The 18,447-nt window shown below is 43.1% G+C and carries 23 protein-coding genes, 1 pseudogene and 1 other annotated feature; of the genes and pseudogenes, 3 read left to right on the top strand and 21 right to left on the bottom strand.

Going from position 1 to position 18,447, the window contains the following annotated elements; translation table 11 throughout:
• Positions 1-22: 22 nt before the first annotated feature.
• The 17 genes from D8805_RS00845 to D8805_RS00765 form a co-directional block, all read right to left on the bottom strand.
• Entirely contained in the window at positions 23-1,009 is a 987-nt protein-coding gene (locus D8805_RS00845) for a PhoH family protein (protein WP_125415108.1), read from the bottom strand.
• An 80-nt stretch (positions 1,010-1,089) separates the two neighbouring features.
• Positions 1,090-1,305 (bottom strand): YozE family protein, encoded by a 216-nt coding sequence (locus tag D8805_RS00840; protein ID WP_001232084.1) that lies wholly within the window; start codon positions 1,303-1,305, stop codon positions 1,090-1,092.
• Positions 1,302-1,907, bottom strand: a complete 606-nt coding sequence (locus tag D8805_RS00835; protein WP_125415107.1) for a GrpB family protein — start codon at positions 1,905-1,907, stop codon at positions 1,302-1,304. The genes D8805_RS00840 and D8805_RS00835 overlap by 4 nt, the downstream gene beginning before the upstream one ends.
• An 11-nt stretch (positions 1,908-1,918) precedes the next feature.
• Positions 1,919-2,773, bottom strand: coding sequence for an RNA-binding virulence regulatory protein CvfB (gene cvfB, locus D8805_RS00830; protein ID WP_001095457.1), 855 nt, complete (start codon positions 2,771-2,773; stop codon positions 1,919-1,921).
• Between the two features lie 59 nt (positions 2,774-2,832).
• Positions 2,833-3,390, bottom strand: a complete 558-nt coding sequence (gene frr / locus D8805_RS00825; RefSeq protein WP_125415106.1) for a ribosome recycling factor — start codon at positions 3,388-3,390, stop codon at positions 2,833-2,835.
• 7 nt (positions 3,391-3,397) lie between these two features.
• The gene (gene pyrH / locus D8805_RS00820; RefSeq protein ID WP_000002992.1) at positions 3,398-4,135 is read right to left on the bottom strand and encodes a UMP kinase; all 738 of its coding nucleotides are present in this window, start codon (positions 4,133-4,135) and stop codon (positions 3,398-3,400) included.
• Between the two features lie 83 nt (positions 4,136-4,218).
• Entirely contained in the window at positions 4,219-5,553 is a 1,335-nt protein-coding gene (trmFO, locus tag D8805_RS00815) for a methylenetetrahydrofolate--tRNA-(uracil(54)-C(5))-methyltransferase (FADH(2)-oxidizing) TrmFO (protein WP_185774551.1), read from the bottom strand.
• 142 nt (positions 5,554-5,695) lie between these two features.
• On the bottom strand, positions 5,696-6,565 hold the full coding sequence (rsmI, locus tag D8805_RS00810; RefSeq protein ID WP_125415105.1) for a 16S rRNA (cytidine(1402)-2'-O)-methyltransferase: 870 nt from the start codon (positions 6,563-6,565) through the stop codon (positions 5,696-5,698).
• 2 nt (positions 6,566-6,567) lie between these two features.
• Positions 6,568-6,885 carry a DNA replication initiation control protein YabA gene (gene yabA, locus D8805_RS00805; RefSeq protein ID WP_000358229.1) on the bottom strand — a complete coding sequence of 106 codons (318 nt, stop codon included), beginning with the start codon at positions 6,883-6,885 and terminating at the stop codon, positions 6,568-6,570.
• A gap of 36 nt (positions 6,886-6,921) precedes the next feature.
• Positions 6,922-7,812 (bottom strand): DNA polymerase III subunit delta', encoded by an 891-nt coding sequence (locus D8805_RS00800; RefSeq protein WP_084947720.1) that lies wholly within the window; start codon positions 7,810-7,812, stop codon positions 6,922-6,924.
• The gene (gene tmk, locus D8805_RS00795; protein ID WP_084947718.1) at positions 7,809-8,447 is read right to left on the bottom strand and encodes a dTMP kinase; all 639 of its coding nucleotides are present in this window, start codon (positions 8,445-8,447) and stop codon (positions 7,809-7,811) included. The genes D8805_RS00800 and tmk overlap by 4 nt, the downstream gene beginning before the upstream one ends.
• A gap of 116 nt (positions 8,448-8,563) precedes the next feature.
• The gene (gene proC / locus D8805_RS00790; protein WP_084947715.1) at positions 8,564-9,361 is read right to left on the bottom strand and encodes a pyrroline-5-carboxylate reductase; all 798 of its coding nucleotides are present in this window, start codon (positions 9,359-9,361) and stop codon (positions 8,564-8,566) included.
• A gap of 3 nt (positions 9,362-9,364) precedes the next feature.
• Entirely contained in the window at positions 9,365-10,627 is a 1,263-nt protein-coding gene (locus tag D8805_RS00785) for a glutamate-5-semialdehyde dehydrogenase (RefSeq protein ID WP_125415104.1), read from the bottom strand.
• Between the two features lie 9 nt (positions 10,628-10,636).
• Positions 10,637-11,746: a glutamate 5-kinase gene (proB, locus tag D8805_RS00780; RefSeq protein ID WP_221762864.1), complete on the bottom strand. Its 1,110-nt coding sequence runs from the start codon at positions 11,744-11,746 to the stop codon at positions 10,637-10,639.
• A 100-nt stretch (positions 11,747-11,846) separates the two neighbouring features.
• Entirely contained in the window at positions 11,847-12,746 is a 900-nt protein-coding gene (locus D8805_RS00775; RefSeq protein WP_125415102.1) for an RluA family pseudouridine synthase, read from the bottom strand.
• Entirely contained in the window at positions 12,730-13,197 is a 468-nt protein-coding gene (gene lspA, locus D8805_RS00770) for a signal peptidase II (protein ID WP_125415101.1), read from the bottom strand. Before lspA ends, D8805_RS00775 begins: the two co-directional genes overlap by 17 nt.
• Entirely contained in the window at positions 13,194-14,102 is a 909-nt protein-coding gene (locus tag D8805_RS00765) for a LysR family transcriptional regulator (RefSeq protein WP_001025717.1), read from the bottom strand. The genes lspA and D8805_RS00765 overlap by 4 nt, the downstream gene beginning before the upstream one ends.
• Between D8805_RS00765 and D8805_RS10205 the strand changes: the two are divergent.
• Positions 14,095-14,166 (top strand): annotated as a pseudogene (locus D8805_RS10205) (AraC family transcriptional regulator); the annotation flags it as partial. The gene D8805_RS00765 and the pseudogene D8805_RS10205 overlap by 8 nt on opposite strands.
• 165 nt (positions 14,167-14,331) lie before the next feature.
• Here the strand turns inward: D8805_RS10205 and rpmA are convergent.
• The 4 genes from rpmA to D8805_RS00740 form a co-directional block, all read right to left on the bottom strand.
• Positions 14,332-14,625: a 50S ribosomal protein L27 gene (rpmA, locus tag D8805_RS00760; RefSeq protein ID WP_000916509.1), complete on the bottom strand. Its 294-nt coding sequence runs from the start codon at positions 14,623-14,625 to the stop codon at positions 14,332-14,334.
• A gap of 16 nt (positions 14,626-14,641) precedes the next feature.
• Entirely contained in the window at positions 14,642-14,986 is a 345-nt protein-coding gene (locus tag D8805_RS00755) for a ribosomal-processing cysteine protease Prp (RefSeq protein ID WP_000613705.1), read from the bottom strand.
• 15 nt (positions 14,987-15,001) lie between these two features.
• On the bottom strand, positions 15,002-15,316 hold the full coding sequence (gene rplU, locus D8805_RS00750; protein ID WP_000109141.1) for a 50S ribosomal protein L21: 315 nt from the start codon (positions 15,314-15,316) through the stop codon (positions 15,002-15,004).
• Between the two features lie 34 nt (positions 15,317-15,350).
• Positions 15,351-15,470: a sequence feature (ribosomal protein L21 leader region), on the bottom strand.
• 64 nt (positions 15,471-15,534) lie between these two features.
• Positions 15,535-16,221 carry a YoaK family protein gene (locus tag D8805_RS00740; RefSeq protein WP_125415100.1) on the bottom strand — a complete coding sequence of 229 codons (687 nt, stop codon included), beginning with the start codon at positions 16,219-16,221 and terminating at the stop codon, positions 15,535-15,537.
• 155 nt (positions 16,222-16,376) lie between these two features.
• Between D8805_RS00740 and D8805_RS00735 the strand changes: the two genes are divergently transcribed.
• Both D8805_RS00735 and D8805_RS00730 read left to right on the top strand, forming a co-directional pair.
• Complete coding sequence (locus D8805_RS00735) at positions 16,377-17,354, top strand: Gfo/Idh/MocA family protein (protein ID WP_125415099.1); 978 nt, start codon at positions 16,377-16,379, stop codon at positions 17,352-17,354.
• The gene (locus tag D8805_RS00730; RefSeq protein WP_125415098.1) at positions 17,351-18,433 is read left to right on the top strand and encodes a DEAD/DEAH box helicase; all 1,083 of its coding nucleotides are present in this window, start codon (positions 17,351-17,353) and stop codon (positions 18,431-18,433) included. The genes D8805_RS00735 and D8805_RS00730 overlap by 4 nt, the downstream gene beginning before the upstream one ends.
• Positions 18,434-18,447: the final 14 nt, after the last annotated feature.

The raw sequence follows: 18,447 nt of genomic DNA, 5'->3' as shown, positions 1-18,447 counted from the left end.
AAATTGAACTGCTCTTTTTTTGCTATTCTGTTTCTTCGTTCTTCTCTTCATTCTTAACTGGAGCTGCTTCATAAGCTCGGATAATCTGAGCGACAACTGGATGGCGAACCACATCCTTGGCTGAAAAATGAACAAAGTCGATCTGGTGAATGTTCTTGAGCTTTTCTTGAGCATCAATCAAACCTGACTTGACATTTCGCGGCAGGTCAATCTGACTGATATCTCCATTGACAATCATCTTAGAATTAAAACCTAAACGAGTCAAGAACATCTTCATCTGCATGATGGTCGTATTTTGTGCCTCATCGAGAATGACAAAGGCATCGTCCAAGGTCCGTCCACGCATGTAGGCAAGGGGCGCGATTTCGATAATTTCACGCTCCATGAGACGGGTCGTTTGATCTTTGCCGAGAATCTGATACAAAGCATCATAAACAGGTCGAAGGTAAGGATCCACCTTCTCTTTAAGATCGCCCGGAAGAAATCCTAGACTCTCACCTGCTTCCACTGCTGGACGAGTCAGGATAATCCGCTTGACTTGCCCACGTTTAAGAGCTGTCACTGCCAAGGTCACTGCAAGAAAGGTCTTCCCTGTCCCTGCAGGTCCGATTCCAAAGGTCACATCATGCTGTTTGACACTGTCCACATAAAGCTTTTGACCCAAGGTTTTGACACGGATCGGTTTCCCAGTATTGTCTTTGATAATTTCTTCTTCGTAAAGGGCGACAAACTTGTCGATTTCATCGTTTTTGACCATGCTAATCGCAGTCACCACATCTGGCGTGCCAACGGTCATCCCCCGATTCACCAAGACCATCAAAGCCTGAATAACCTGACGTGCTTCCTCACAGGCAGTCTCTTCGCCCAAAACCTGGACAATCTCCGTACGGGCATGAATCACCACATCGAGCTCTTCTTCCATCAAACGAAGATGGCGCTCGTTGGATCCAAAAAGATGAAACAAGTCATCTGGATGACTCAGTTGAATGTCTATTGAATGTTCCTTCAAATAAAGAACCTCTCTAATCCGTTTATTTCTTTATATTATAGCAAAGAGAACAATAAAATACTAGCCTCATCTCATTGTCTCTAGTGTTCTAAGTATTCTTGCCAGATGGCGTCAAAGTCTCCTAGGTTAAAAGAGAAACTGGCATGCTCCTCCAAAAAGCGACTCACCTCATCAAAATCATCCGTGTGTTTTGGAAAAGCTGACTCCTCAAAAGCGAGGTCTGCCAAGATGGCTTTTGGGCTATTACTTTTAGGATTGCGCTCGGTCATGAGCCAAGTGTAAAATGATTTTCTCAATTCTTTCTCCTATCAAGAGTTTTTTGATGACACTTTTCTGATTCTTGAAAATTACTGGACTTGGCCTCTGAAACGTAGTGGTTTATAAAATCTGTTTTCGCATCTGTATAGCCGTCTCGATTGTGTTCAAATTTTTTCCACAAACTTAGTTTTAATTCCTGATACGCTTGGGCAATATCTGGATGCTGGCAGAGATAATCTCTAAAATAAATCTCGTCATGATCTCCCGTCATTCGCAAATGTAAATGAAAAACTTTCTCAGCAAATCCCTGCTCTGTATAGCCTTTATTTAGCGAAATCCTGTTAGGACTTTCCGACATCACTAGCCAACCATTCTTCACCAATAAATCCCTAACTCTTGCTAGATCCTCTATTCTACCTACTTCTAACAGAATATCAACGATATTTTTGGCCCAAATATTAGGGATAGCAGTGCTACCGATATGTTCTATTCTTTGAATAACATTTGCATCCAATATTTTTTTCAGATTTGCTTTTTCCGATTCATACCAGTCTTTCCACTCTGATTTGTGCTCTACTAGAAAAATAGGAAAAAGTTGCCAGAGTTCCTCTAAACTCATTTCTTCAAGTTTCTTTATCATGTCTATAAGGCTTAAATCAACTCTGTACCAAACTGGTCTTGCTTGATTTTGCCAGCCTTCATCAAGCCACCGAGTGCTTTCTTGAACTGACCTTTAGAGATACCAAAGGTTGCCTTGATGTCCTCAGGAGACGACTTATCATTCAAGGTCATGAAACCGCCATTGCTTTCCAAGTATGTCAAAATCATCTGAGCATCATTTTCCAACATTTCAAAAGAACGTGGTTTGAGCGAGAGGTTAAGAGTACGATCCACTTCACGGAAACCAATGACCCGCGCATCTAAAACTTGACCCAGTCGTGGCTCTGCGTAGCGCTCGCTAGGATGGATAAAACCAAGCATGTTATTCTCTGGCAGATAGACAAAGGTCCCTGACAGCTTGAGGCGGTAAACAATGGCTGGCCAGTTTTGGTTCTGCATGTTGTTGTAAGCAGGACGAGCCAGGCGTTGGAAATCTTCCTGATAAGCCAAGAGTCCCCAGATGCGATCTTTCTTGTCCACTTCAAGACGGATGTAAAGTTTATCACCTTTCTTAGGCCAGAGTTCCTTGAGCTCAGGAAGGATATCGAGTGACACAACGATTTCCTTATCAGGTAGACCAGTATCGACAAAGACACCCAAGTCCTTACGAACTTCCGTTACAGTTCCCCAGCCAAATTGGTCCTGAGTGGCAGTCACTTCTAGAGTGGTCAAGCGGAGTTTTTGCTTCATATCCGTGTAGGCAAAACCTTTGACCGTATCCCCTACTGTATGTTGACCTTCTTCCTTAGCAAGAGCATAGGTCTGACCATCCTTTTGCACAAAGTAAAAACGGTCATTTTCATCGATGATGAGTCCAACGATAAAACTTGCAAGATTTGTATTCATATTTCCTTCTTTCGAATAAAACTCAGCCAGCAATGCCAACTGAGTTTTTCTGTCTATTTTTAGACTTCCAAAATTTCTTTTTCTTTATTGGCAGTCATGTCGTCGATGTGTTTCACAGCATCGTCTGTTACTTTTTGAATATCTTTTTCAAGAGTCTTCAATTCGTCTTCAGTGATTTCTTTTGCTTTTTCTTGTTTCTTAGCTTCATCCATAGCATCACGACGGATATTGCGGATAGCCACTTTGGCATTTTCACCGACCTTCTTCACTTCTTTGGCAAGGTCACGACGAGTCTCTTCTGTAAGAGCTGGGATAACCAAGCGGATCACAGAGCCGTCATTAGCTGGTGTGATACCAAGATCAGAAGCGTTCAAGGCACGCTCGATGTCTTTCAACGAAGACTTGTCAAATGGTGTTACCAACAAGACACGCGCTTCTGGAATAGTAATTGAAGCGATTTGGTTAAGAGGAGTTTCGACTCCATAGTATTCTACGTGGATACGGTCTAGCAAGCTTGCGTTGGCACGACCGGCACGGATACCACCAAATTCACGAGCAAGTGATTGGTGAGACTGGGCCATTCTCTCTTTAGCTTTTTCTACAATTGCGTTAGCCATAATTTTCTTATTCCTTTTCTTCGATATTGTTTGAAACTGTTGTTCCAATATTTTCACCAAATACGACACGTTTGATGTTGCCTGGTTGGTTCATGTTAAAGACAACCAAGTCAATGTCGTTGTCCATAGAGAGGGTTGAAGCTGTTGAGTCCATGATACGAAGACCTTTGTTAATAACGTCACGGTGGGTCAATTCTTCAAACTTAACGGCAGTTTTGTCTTTCTTAGGATCGGCATTATAAACACCATCGACACCATTTTTAGCCATAAGAATGGCATCCGCTTCGATTTCAGCCGCACGAAGAGCTGCTGTTGTATCTGTTGAGAAGTAAGGTGAACCAATTCCAGCACCAAAGATAACGATACGGCCTTTTTCTAGATGACGAAGGGCACGTCCACGTACGTAAGGTTCAGCAACTTGTTGCATAGAAATAGCTGTTTGAACACGCGTATCGACACCAACTTGTTGCAATGAATCTGCCATCACAAGAGCATTCATCACGGTCCCAAGCATTCCAGTGTAATCTGCCTGAACACGGTCCATTCCTGCTTCTGCAGCAGGTTCTCCACGCCAGAGATTTCCTCCACCAATAACAAGGGCAATCTCGATACCTAAACTATGAACTTCTTGAATCTCTTTTGCCATTTTCTGAACTGTTTGGATATCAATCCCTACGCCACGTTCACCGGCAAGGGCTTCACCTGATAACTTGATTAAAATACGTTTATACTTGGGGTTAGCCATTTTTACTCTCCTTTTTTTATCCTACCTATTTTATCACAATTTCTAAGATTTTTATAGTATCATGAGCAATTCTTTCAAAAAAATTAGACCGTTAAAAATTCCTCTAAGTCGGTAAGGGCACGCTCTGCAATTTTTTCATAACGAGCCTTCTTATCACGGATACGCTCGCCTTCCAACTCCTTGATAATCCCGAAATTGACGTTCATTGGTTGGAAATGTTTGCTATCTGCATGGGTGATGTAATGAGCCAGACTTCCAATCGCTGTTGTCTCTGGGAAAATAGCCTCGCTTTCTCCCTTGAAAAGTCGAGCCGCGTTAATACCCGCAACTAAGCCTGAAGCTGCTGACTCAACATAGCCTTCTACACCCGTCATCTGACCAGCAAAGAAGAGGTTGGGTTGTTTCTTAGAACGGTAAGTCTGTTCGAGAAGATTTGGTGAATCCATGTAAGAATTGCGGTGCATGACCCCATAACGGACAAACTCAGCATTTTCAAGACCCGGAATCATTTGGAAGACACGCTTTTGTTCTCCCCATTTGAGGTGGGTTTGGAAACCGACGATATTGTAGAGGCTACCAGCCGCATTGTCCTGACGAAGTTGGACAACTGCATAAGGAGTCTTAAACTCCCCATCACGCGGACCTGTGTAGTCGTCTGGGTACTCCAGACCAACTGGCTTCATAGGACCGTAGAGCATGGTTTTAATGCCACGCTTGGCCATGACTTCGATAGGCATACAGCCTTCAAAGTACTTTTCTTTTTCAAAAGAATTAAGCGGTGCTTCTTCCGCATGGACCAAAGCTTCATGAAAATCCATAAACTCTTGTTTGGTCATGGGAGCATTGAGGTAGGCCGCTTCGCCCTTATCATAACGTGATTTGAGGTAGACCTTGTTCATATCAATGGTGTTGACATCAATTATAGGTGCTGCCGCATCGTAGAAATAGAAGCCATCGCCGTCATTAAGGGCATGAATCTTTTCAGCCAGGGCATCACTGGTCAAAGGGCCAGTAGCGACAACTGTAATGACGTCTGTTGGCAATTCTGTAATTTCATCACGCACTACTTCGATTAAGGGGTGGTTGGCAACTTTCTCAGTCACCATCTGGGAGAAACCATCGCGGTCCACCGCAAGCGCCCCACCCGCAGGAACACGGGTAGCTTCAGCAGATTCCAAGATGACAGAACCCAAGCGGCGCATTTCTTCCTTGAGGAGTCCAACGGCATTTGTCAAAGCATCCCCACGTAGGGAATTGGAACAAACTAACTCTGCAAAATTGTCTGTTTTGTGCTGGGGTGTTGACTTAACACCGCGCATTTCATAAAGTTTAACTGGAATACCACGTTCTGCGATTTGGTAAGCAGCTTCAGAACCTGCTAAACCTGCTCCGATAACATTGATATGAGATTGAGACACGGCACTAATACCTCTTTGGGTGGAACCTAGGTCCATATTCAAACAAGCCACTGGATTGGTTGACACCCACAAATCTTTCTAATTTTTCTTTTACTAGTATAACAAAAAAAGGGAAGAAGGCAAACTTCCCTGTTTAGTCATTTTATTGATTTTCTTCCCAATCGTGGTAGGCAGCATAGAGTTGACTTTTATTCCACTGGTAGAGTTTCGCAACTTCCTTTATGGCTTGATTTTTCTTCATACCTTGCTGGATACGAGATTGGATTTCTGAAAACAAGTCCTCCTCGTTCTTTTCCTCCACATCCTGACTGGCACCTTCAACGATGAGAAGGCATTCCCCCTTGAGTGGCGTTTCAGCGATGCTTTCTAGTAGCTCTGAAATCTTTCCTCGTTGGTATTCTTCATAGATTTTAGTCAATTCCCTGACCAAGACCACCGAGCGGTCACCGTAGACTTCTAGCATATTTTCTAACGTATCCGCTACACGGTGGGGTGATTCATAGAAAATCTGAGTTTCTGGGTAATCTTTTTTTAAGTCGAAAAATTGCTTTTGCTGGCCTGATTTTCTCGGTAAGAAACCGTAAAAGATATGTGGCTGTGGCGCTAGGCCACTGGCAATCAAGGCAGAAATTCCTGCAGAGGCACCTGGAACGGTAACAACTGCGATTTCTTCCTCAATAGCTGCCTTGACCAAATCATGCCCAGGGTCTGAGATACTAGGCAGACCCGCGTCAGAAACCTGAGCAATACTTTGTCCTGCTTTCAGAAAACTAATCAAGTCAGGAATCTTTTCCTTGGCATTGTGCTCGTGAAAACTAATCTGTTTGGTCTGAATGTCAAAATGCTTGAGCAAAAGACCGGTATTGCGCGTGTCCTCAGCCGCAATCCAGTCCACTTCTTTCAAGGTCTGAATGGCACGAAAGGTCATATCTTCTAGATTACCAATCGGCGTTGCTACTAGGTAAAGCTTGCCATAGGGAGACTTCCCCTTAAAACTTTTTTGAATCTGCATGCTTACTCCCTGTATAACAACTCGTCACAGAACATACATTCCTCGTCCTGCTCTCGGCGTTGTCCATAAAAATCATTACATACGTGAAACCCGTCTTTATAGATTCGACGGACGCTTTCACGAACATGCTTGGCCTTAACGGGCGTATCTGCTTCCACCTCGCCTAAGCGTTCGCGCAACTTACTATTTTCCAAGCGAAGAGCTGTATTTTCCTCTACCAGGCTCTTGAGATTTTTCTTGATGGCTTCTACATCGGCCAAGGTCACTAGTAGCTGTTGGGAAAAATCGTCTAGTGCATCAAATAATTCTTTTTTGTCCATAAACCAGCCCTTTCCTTTCTTTATCCTTCATTGAGTTTATATTTCTTTCAAGACCAGATATTCCATGGCATTTTGAAAGCTAACATTGGCTTGCCACATTTTTCTGGTTTCTAGCAAATCTTGTAGGATCTGTCGAATCCTTGCTTGCAAGAGATCCTGCCCACAGAGGACTTCGAGAATTCGCAAAACCTGATCCTGTTTTTCCTTGTCATCTGCCAAGCTAGCTAATTTAGCTACTTGGAGATAACTTTCTTTTTTCTTGGTTAATAACCAAGTTAGCAAGCGTTCGCTTTCATCCACCAAGGTCCAAAAACTTGCCTGATTTGCCAATTTTTCAGCTTCAGCTCTTGATTGACAAAACTGGGCTAAAAGAGTCGCTTTTTTCTTAACCAGACCTGCTTGCTCTAATTGATGAATGAGCTTTTCTTCTTGCTTTTTAAAGTGGAAAATCTGGGTCCGACTACGAATGGTCGGTAAAATCTTTTCCTCATCGCTAGTTAAGAAGAAAATGTAAACATCACTCTGGGGTTCTTCGATGACCTTGAGCAGAGAGTTGGCTGCATTAGGATGCATTTTCTCCGCCTGCTCGATAATAAAAACCTGTTGCTGACTTTCAATTCCTGCTTGAGAAAACTGGCCCACCAATTCCCGAATGCGTTCTGTCTTGATGACCTGATTGACCGGCTTAATCAAGGTAACATCGGAAAATTCTTCCTGTTCAATCAGCTTGCAGTTTCGGCATTTCTCACACGGCAAAACGCCTACTTTATCCGTACAAAAGAGACTCTTAGCCAAAAACTGCGCCATTTCCAAGCTTCCAAAGAAACCTGAAAAGAGATAGGCGTGATTGAGCTGGTTTTGTTCTAGGATACGGACAAAGCGGTCAAACTGGTCTGGCTGCCAAGCCTTTAGTTGATCTTGTTTCATTTAGCCAAGCCCATTCTGTCAAACAAGACAGCCTTGGTTGTTTCCACAACTTGCTCCAAAGGAAGACTCGCATCAATCTTGACCATGCGATTTCCTTCTTTGTCCAGAAGAGAAAGGTAACCTTGACGAACTTTCTTGTGCAAGTCCAAACCTTCCATGTCCAAACGATTGACCTCGCGGTCACTATTAGAAGCAATGCGAGCCAGCCCTTCTTCCACCTCAATGTCAAAATAAAGTGTCAAATCGGGTTTGAGGCCATCTGTCACAAAGTGATTGAGCCAATTAATGGCATCAATATCCAAGCCACGACCAAATCCCTGATAAGCAACGGAACTATCAATGAAGCGGTCCATAATGACCAACTTGCCAGCTTCAAGTGCTGGGAGAACTTTTTCCACTAAGTGCTGTCTACGACTGGCAATATAGAGAAGGAGTTCTGTTTTAGGATCCATCTGAGTATGACTTGGGTCCAAAATCACTTGACGAATCTTCTCTCCAATCAAGACACCGCCAGGTTCACGGGTCGTCAGCACCTCCACTCCTTTTTCCTCTAAAATTGGGAGTAGAGCCTCTAAAACACTGGTCTTTCCTGCTCCCTCTGGTCCCTCAAGAGAGACTAAAAATCCTTTTAACATGTCTAACTCATTTCTTTTTTACTACTTCTATTCTATCAAAAAAATAGGGGTTTGTGACAATCTTTTTGTGTCTTCTCCATTCAATCAACCACAAAAGAGGCAGACAAAGCCACCTCTTATTTACCTAGTTCTTGTGTTCGTTTGTAAGATTGATGAACTGCGTCCATCACTGTTCCTCTAAAGGCATGTTCCTCCAGACTTGCTACACCAGCGATAGTCGAACCTCCTGGGCTGCAAACTTGGTCTTTCAAAACTCCAGGATGTTGCTGGCTTTCGAGAACCATTTGTCCAGCGCCGACTACTGTTTGGGCTGCCATTTTCAAAGCCATTTCTCGGGGCAATCCTGTCTGTACACCCGCATCTGCTAAAGCCTCAATAAAAAGGTAGACAAAGGCTGGTCCACAACCTGCAAGACCTGTCGCAGCATCAATTAAGCCATCCCCAAGTTCAACCAAGAGGCCAGCCTTGGCTAAAAGCTGACAAAAGAGTTCCCTATCCTCAGCACGACAATTTGCTGACATGGCATAACTAATCACCCCTTGACCGATAGCCACTGGAGTATTGGGCATGATGCGAATGATACGATGTTGACTTGGCAGAAGACTCGCTAGTTTTTCTAAAGTCAATCCAGCTGCCATGGAAATCAAAAGAAAACTTTCTCTCTTTTCAAGGATGGTCTGATATTGAGAAAGCAAGTCTGAGAACTGAGCAGGCTTAACTCCTAGAAAAATCACATCTGCTTCTGCGAAGATTTCGTCATTGCTGGAAGTCTGACCGCCGAAGTCAGCGATGAAAGCATCTACTTTTGCTTGACTACGATTGGCAAGGAGAATCTGAGCACCCGTCTTGGCCTGCAAGACAGCCTTGGCCAAACTAGCTCCCATATTCCCCAAACCTATAAATCCAATCTTCATCTCTTACTCCCTTATCTGTCCGTCACCAGTAACCACATACTTGTAGCTGGTCAACTCTTTCAAGCCCATAGGCCCACGCGCATGCAGTTTCTGAGTAGAAATCCCCATCTCACATCCAAGACCAAACTGGCCTCCATCAGTGAAACGCGTTGAGGCATTGACATAAACCGCTGCTGAATCTACTTGATCTGTAAAGTAAGTTGCAGCTTCAGCATTTTCCGTCACAATGGCATCCGAATGATGGGTACTGTGGGCTTCAATATGCGCAACCGCTTCTTCTAAACTACTCACGACCTTAACCGCAAGGATATAATCTAAAAACTCAGTGTCAAAGTCTTGGGCCTCAGCTGCTCGACCTGAAAGAAACTGACTTGCTGTGCTATCTACACGGAATTGAATTGGTTCCAGTCCAGCTTCTTTTCGATCTGCAACCAGCACTTTCTCCAAGCGAGGAAGGAAATCCGCTGCCTTGTCTTCATGAACCAGCAAAACTTCCATAGCATTGCAGACAGAAGGACGACTGGTTTTAGCATTGTTGATGATAGATAGAGCCTTGTCTTCATCGGCATCCTTATCCACATAGACATGAACAATTCCAGTTCCTGTCTCGATAACAGGTACGATAGCATTTTCAACCACCGCATTGATCAAGCCAGCCCCTCCACGAGGAATGAGAAGGTCCAGATAACCCTTGGCCTTCATCATGGCATAGCTACTTTCACGACTGGTATCTTCTACTAGTTGAATCACTTCAGGATGAATAGTAGTCGTCTCCAAGCCCTTCTTCAAGGCTGCGACAATAGCATGGGCAGTTTGATAGGCATCTTTGCCACTACGAAGAACGACTGCATTTCCACTCTTGAGAGCCAAGGCAGCTGCATCCGACGTCACATTTGGACGGCTTTCATAGATAATACCGATAACACCCATAGCCACACGTTTCTTGGTAATAAGCAAGCCATTTTCAAGCTGACTTGTCTCTAAGACTTCACCAATGGGATCTGGTAAAGCAACCACTTCACGAACCCCTCTTGCCATCGCTTGGATTCGCCCTGCATCCAAATAAAGACGGTCTAGCATAACATCTGAGATTTTACCTTTGGCCGCTGCCATATCGAGGGCATTGGCCGCTAGAATCTCCTCAGTAGCTGCCAATAAATGATCAGCCATGGCTAGCAGGGCTTGGTTTTTCACTGCTTCACTGGCAGTATTGATTGATTTCTTAACAGCCTGTACCTGTTCAAATTGTTCTTGTGTACTTACCATAGTTCACCTCTAAAATTCTGTAAAGAGCAGCTGGATTTCAGGAGTGATGGAAATCCAGTCATCACGGTGAATCAAGACTCCCTTAGCTTTTTGAGAACGGAGCATATCTTCTAGAGCTGAGACGCCAAATTGGACACGTCCCTTTCCAAGAGATTGACCTGTTTCTTTATCTGCTACTGTGACAATATCGTGGTAAGAGAAGTTTCCTTCCACTTCTACCACACCCGATAAAAGGAGACTTTTCCCATTTTTTGAAAGTGCCTCTGCAGCTCCACCATCTACCCAAATCGTTCCCTGACTTTGAGCATAGAAGGCCAGCCATTGTTTCTGGGTACGAAGGCCCTTCTCTTGCGCAACAAAGAAGGATCCATCCTTGGTCTCCTCTGCGGCTTCAATCAGTGCATCTGATTTCAAGGAGGAGCAGATATAGACTGGCACACCCGACTCCGTCGCAATCGTAGCAGCTTTTATTTTTGTCAGCATACCCCCAGTACCGTTTGACGAACCTGCTCCACCAGCCATATCAATAATCTCACGATTGATAGTCTCGATTTTCTCCAAACGTTTGGCTGTTGGATCTGAGTTGGGATTTCCAGTATAGAGACCGTCCACATCGGTCAAGAGAACTAAAAGGTCTGCTTGAACCATCGCCGCTACCTGGGCACTCAGAGTGTCATTATCACCCACCTTTAGTTCATCAATGACGACACTGTCATTCTCGTTGATGATGGGGATTGCACCACGATGAAGCAATACAGACAAGGCCTGGTGAGCATTCTTATAGCGACGTTTATCTACAAAATCATCCTGTGTCAGCAAGATTTGTGCAGAAACGATCTGGCGCATGAGGAGGTTGGTTGTATATTCCTCCAACAAAAGTCCCTGACCTACTGCAGCCGAAGCTTGTTTATCTGCAATCTTGGTCGGACGTTTTTTAAAGCCCAAAGCTCCAAAGCCAGCCGCTACTGCCCCAGATGAAACCAAAATCAACTCATGCCCGGCCTCATGCAACATAGCTAATTGTTGGGTAATTACCTTTACTTTACTTCTTGATAAACTTCCGTCTTCATTTGTCAAGGACGAAGTCCCCACCTTAAAGACGATTCGTTTGTAGTTCATATTCTCACTCCGATTCTTCATATTTATCCATTATAACATGAATGCTTTAAAATAGAAAAGACTTGAAATGAAAAAGGTTGAGACAGCTATCTCAACTCTTTTATCTATTTTCAGTTTGACGCAATCTTTCCAGCGTTTCTTTAAAAATTTCTGGAATATCTGCTGTGAACTCCAAGGTTTCACCTGTTCTCGGATGGGTAAATCCTAGAGTCTTAGCATGGAGGAATTGTCCATGTCCTTTCAAGGTTTTGCGTGGACCATAGACCTCATCACCAGCGACTGGATGGCCAATATAAGCCATATGGACACGGATTTGGTGGGTACGTCCTGTTTCCAGTTGCAACTCTAGCAAACTATAATCCCCAAAGCGTTCCAAGACCTGAAAACGGGTTACAGCTGGCTTACCTTTAGCAGTCACAGCCTGTTTCTTACGATCTTTTTCGCTCCGACCAATCGGTGCTTCAATCACACCACGATCATTGGGAAGATTGCCATGAACAATCGCCCAATATTTGCGGAGAGACTTTTTATCCTTGAGTTCTTGGGCAAGTGCTAAGTGGGCCTCATCATTCTTAGCAATCATGAGAAGACCTGACGTATCCTTGTCAATGCGGTGAACGATCCCTGGGCGGAGAACCCCATTGATACCTGACAAGTCCTTGATATGGTACATGAGAGCATTGACCAAGGTTCCGCTAGTATGACCGGCACTGGGATGAACCACCATCCCTTGAGGTTTGTTAACAACGGCTACATCCTCATCTTGGTAGATGATCTCGAGCGGCAGATTCTCAGCCACATACTCTAAAACCTCTGGTTCTGGCACATGGTAGGTGACGATATCCCCCTCTTGGACAGTGTATTTTGCTTTCTTGACTTGGCCATTGACCAAAACTTGTCCAGCCTTGATTTGTTCATTAGCGAGACTGCGTGACAATTCTGTCAAATCTGACAGAGCCTTATCCAAGCGCACCCCACCCGTTTCAATTTTTATTTCCATTTACTTCCTCTTTAAACATTGCAATCAATAGAACAATCACCCCAACTGTCAAATAGCTGTCAGCAACATTGAAAATCGCAAAGTTGATAAAGTCTAGGTGAAACATATCCACCACAAAACCTTGACTCATTCTGTCGATAAAGTTGCCCAGACCTCCCGCGATAATCAAAGTCAGTCCAAAAACCAACCAGAGAGAATCCTCCATGTGTTTATGTAAATACCAAATGGCACCTACCATGACGACCAGTGTAATGACAGCAAATAACCACTGCTGATCTTGCAGCATGGAGAAGGCTGCCCCACGATTTTGCAGATAGGTCAAGCTAACGAGATTGGGTATCCACGAACGCACTTCACCCAGTGGAATCTGCTGGACAACATAGGCTTTAACCCACTGATCCAGCCCAATCAAAAGCAGTACAATGACTGCTACTATTCCTCTTTTTTTCATGATTTCCTCTTCTGATCAAAATATTCTTGCATAACCTCAACGAAGAGTGTCCCAGCTTGACTAAGCTCCACTTCTTCCCGTTTGACATAGACCATGCGGTTATCTAGATTATCCTTGAGACGAATGACTGTAATCCCATTGACACTGTCACTATCTAAAAATCCTGAACCTGTCGCATAAGCATCCGTCCGCTCCAAAATACCATTCAAAGTAGCACGGTCCGTCACATTGAACATCTGCGAGCTAGCACTGGTGTCGACAAAGTTCTCTGAATAGTATAGGTACTCGTCCTTTTCCTGAGTAAAACGAACTGTTGGTAAATCAGCTAAGTCCTCCATGACCAATTCCTCTTTCTGTGCTAAAGGATGTCCTTCACGAAGATAAATGTGAGTCTGGAAAGGAATTAGTTCAATAACTTCTAAACCAAGCTTTTCAACCCGTTGCATGATGCCCTTTTTATTTTGATTGTTGAGGTAGATAATTCCAATCTCACTATGCCCTTGAGCCACTTCGTCTAATATTTGAACTGTAGTAGACTCAAAAATACGAAAGTTCTTATAGTCAGGATAACGTTCCGAAAAGGCCGTAATCGTTGGTGGCAAGAAGTCATAGTGCTGGCTGGCAATAGAAAATTCATCCTTTTCTTCCTCAGGATTAGCATACTGATTTTGAAAAACATCAAATCCTTTGACCAATTCTTGCGCTTTCTCATAAAATTCCATACCGCGACGTGTCAAAAACGTTCCTGAACTCGTCCGACGGAAAATTTTAAAGCCTAACTCTTTTTCCAAATCGCGCACAGAAATAGACAGACTCGGCTGACTAACATACATCTTTTCAGCAGCTTCACGGAAAGTACCACTATTGGCAATAGCCACAACATAGCGTAATTGTTGAATGTTCATCTTTTACCCCCAACTTCTCTATCTGTTCATTATACCATATTTCAGAAATTTTCCACTTAGGAAAAATAATGTCGCTCATGAAATTCATTTACACTAGTAACAAAGAATTATGGGTATTAAAACAAAAAAATAGGCTCTCCGAAGACTCGGAAAGCCTGATTTTATGCTACTTCTAGCTTCCTCGCCTTTTCATTTTAAGGCTCGGGATAAAAAGGTTCACTGGACCTTTTTATTTTGCGATTGGGTAAACAGAAACTTGTTTTTTATCGCGACCTTTACGTTCAAAGCGTACTACGCCTTCAACTTTAGCGAACAAAGTATCGTCCCCACCACGTCCAACGTTTACACCTGGGTAGATGTGTGTACCACGTTGACGGTAAAGGATTGATCCACCTGTTACAGTTTGTCCGTCAGCTGCTTTAGCTCCAAGACGTTTCGCTTGTGAATCGCGTCCGTTTGATGTAGAACCTCCACCTTTTTTGTGGGCGAAAAGTTGTAAGTTGTTAAGAGTCATTTTTAACATAATGTTTTCCTCCGTGTTAGTTTTCTGTGATAACTCTGGTTTGGACGAACTCAGAAGAGTTCTCCGATAAGTTTGCCATACCTAAGAAAAATGATTCGAAGAATAACTGGGTCATTTCTCTCTGGTGCGAAGGAAGATCCGCTGGTATTTCAACCTTTAGATAGCCACCTTCATCTTCGTTTAATTCTAAGATTGGTTCATAGCCTGCAAATTTCTCAATGGAATTGACAAAGTTAATGGCAAGCGTAGAAACCGATGCACACACGACATCTAAGCCGTATTCGCCACTTTCGGCGTGTCCAGTAATTTCCGCACTCCTCAGCTCGCCATCTTCGGCTCTCTCAAAGACTGCTTGTATCATGTGTTCTCCTTAAAATTAAGCGTTGATCGCGTTGATGACAACTTTTGTATATGGTTGACGGTGACCTTGTTTACGGTGGCTACCTTTTTTAGGTTTGTACTTGTAAGTAACAACTTTCTTTTGTTTTCCTTGTTTTTCAACAGTTCCAACTACAGTAGCTCCAGCAACAAGTGGAGTTCCGACAACAGTGTTTTCACCACCAACAAGAACAACTTCGTTAAAAGTAACTTCTTGACCAGCTTCAACGTTCAATTTTTCAACGTAAACTGCTTGACCAACTTCAACTTTAACTTGTTTTCCGCCAGTTTTGATAATTGCGTATGTGCTCATTATGCACCTCCTATGATTTTTAGGGTTTCCCCGTATTTTTGTGAAGACTCGCCTAGCATCGTGGGACGAACCACTTAAAAGAAGAGCTCTAAGTATAACAAAGTTTAAATTTAGTATACGACGAGCAACGATGTTCGTGCGGTTGCACAGGATTGTGCATAGTCAACTCTTCAAGTATAGCATATCTTCTTTTTTCTTACAAGTAAAATAAATCAAATTTAAGCTTTTTCTTTCCCTTTATTCCTCCAAGAAGCAAAAAGCATACTGATGTAAAAGATGCTCATCATCAGGGGAACACCTAAAATTGTCTTCTCCTGATAGTAAATCGTCAAATAAGCTGAGAAAACAACTCCGAAGACAAAACTGCTAAGTAAGCTAACAAAAATCAAGCCCTCTCGTAGGAAAGGCGTATGCTTGGTCCGGAAATAATCACCAAAAGCCAACATAGTTCGTTTGATATTCCCTGTCATAAAAGCATTATTATAGGCAATCCCTGACACTTCTCCAAAAGCAGTTGTCACCAATCCCATACAAAAGGCCAAGGGCGGTACGAGATAGATATTCTCAACCGTTTGCGGCACAAAGCCAATAATTAGGGACAGGACTGCAAGTGGAATCAAGGATAAAATCGGCTTTTTAACTATTCGTAATTTTTCTTTATACAATGTTAGTAAAAAGACACCCATCATAAAGGAAAGCAAGGTCATTACTTTGGCACTGGCATCTGACACATTCTGCTGAATGAGTCCTACTGATAGAAAAACCACATTCCCAGTTTGTCCAGCCACAAGGGTATTTCCTCGCACGATAAAGGTATAGGCATCTACATACCCTGCGCAAAAAGTCAAAAAAAGCGCTAGTCTCTTAGACTGACGTGATATTTTTCTTATTGGTAATAATCTCATTTTCTCCCCCTTCTCATTTCATCTACTTATCTAAATATTGTACCACTTTCTCCAAGAAATGCGTAGTCCATTTGAAAATTTTTACCATCTGTTGGATAGTCCTTCTTTTCTATGTTATAATGAAGGAAGGATTTGAAGTCGGAAAAGGAGTATCTATGCTTAAATTAGGTGTCATCGGAACAGGGGCTATCAGCCACCATTTCATAGAAGCAGCCCATGCCAGTGGAGAGTATCAGCTGGTCGCAGTCTATTCTAGAAAACTAGAAACTGCCGCAACCTTTGCTTCTCGCTATCAGGATATCCAACTCTTTGATCAATTAGAAGACTTCTTTAAGTCTTCCTTTGATGTAGTCTATATCGCTAGTCCAAACTCCTTGCATTTTGTTCAAGCCAAGGCTGCCTTGTCTGCTGGTAAGTATGTCATTCTTGAAAAACCAGCTGTCACTCAGCCACAAGAATGGCTGAATCTGATTCAAACGGCTGAGAAAAATAATTGTTTTATCTTTGAAGCAGCTCGTAATTACCACGAGGAAGCCTTTACTACTATTAAGAATTTTTTAGCAGACAAGCAAGTGTTAGGTGCTGATTTCAACTATGCCAAGTATTCTTCCAAGATGCCGAACTTGTTGGTTGGGCAGACGCCAAATGTCTTTTCAGATCGTTTTGCTGGTGGAGCCCTTATGGACTTGGGGATTTATCCTATCTATGCCGCTGTTCGTCTCTTTGGAAAGGCTAAGGACGCGACCTATCAGGCTCAACAGCTTGACAATAGCATTGACCTAAATGGAGACGGTATCCTCTTCTACCCTAACTTTCAAGTTCACATTAAAGCTGGGAAAAACATCACTTCCAATCTTCCTTGTGAGATTTACACAGCAAATGGAACCTTGACCCTCAACACGATTGAGCATATCCGCTCAGCTATTTTTACCGACCACCAAGGAAATCAAGTTCAACTCCCTATCCAACAGGCTCCTCATACGATGACTGAGGAAGTTGCTGCATTTGCACAGATGATCCAGCAACCAGACCAGACACTTTACCAGAACTGGCTGGATAATGCAGGTTCTGTTCATGAGCTACTATATACTATGCGCCAGACTGCTGGCATTAGATTTGAGGCAGAAAAATGAAAACCAAACTACCGACTGAATGGCAAGAATTGAGCGACCAACTCGGTTTCCAAGAATTTACCCCCATTCAAACTCAACTATTTGAGCCTATACTTGCTGGAGAAAACCTACTGGGAGTGAGCCCAACAGGAACTGGTAAGACGCTAGCTTATTTACTTCCAAGTCTTCTCAGACTACAAAAGAAAAAAGCCCAGCAACTCTTGATTCTAGCACCAAATACAGAACTAGCTGGACAGATTTTTGACGTGTGTAAAACCTGGGCAGAAGCTATCGGCTTAACTTCTCAGCTCTTCCTATCAGGTTCAAGTCAGAAACGCCAGATTGAACGCCTTAAAAAAGGACCAGAAATTCTGATTGGAACACCTGGCCGTATCTTTGAGTTGATTAAATTGAAAAAAATCAAGATGATGAATGTGGAAACCATCATTCTGGATGAATTTGACCAATTGCTCGATGATTCTCAGATTCATTTTGTTGAGAAAATTACTCACTACGCACCTCATGACCACCAACTCATCTACATGAGTGCGACGACCAAGTTTGACCAAGATAAGATTACACCAAACACGCGCACCATTGATCTCTCTGATCAAAAACTGGACAACATTCAACATTTCTACATGCAGGTAGACCAACGTCACCGAGTGGATATGCTACGAAAGCTGGCTCATGTAGAGGATTTCCGCGGACTAGTTTTCTTTAATAGCCTATCAGATCTTGGAAGTGCAGAAGAAAAACTACAGTATCGGGATATCTTGGCTGTCTCCCTCGCTAGCGATGTCAATGTTAAATTTCGAAAAGTCATCTTAGAAAAGTTTAAAGACAAACAGTTGACCCTGCTCCTTGCAACAGACCTTTTGGCACGTGGGATTGATATCGATAGTCTAGAATGTGTCGTAAACTTTGATGTTCCTAGAGATATCGAAACCTACACTCACCGTGCTGGCCGTACAGGTCGCATGGGCAAAGAGGGCTATGTTATCACTCTCGTAACCCATCCTGAAGAACTTAAAAAACTCAAGAAGTTTACAAGTGTACGTGAAATTGTTCTAAAAAATCAAGAACTCTATATCAAATAAGGTTGGCATTCGCC

The sequence above is a fragment of the Streptococcus oralis subsp. dentisani genome (assembly GCF_003944205.1).
Taxonomy (GTDB): domain Bacteria; phylum Bacillota; class Bacilli; order Lactobacillales; family Streptococcaceae; genus Streptococcus; species Streptococcus oralis_BH.
Note: the sequence above shows the minus strand (reverse complement) of the source record. Positions and strands in the feature narration are given on the sequence as shown.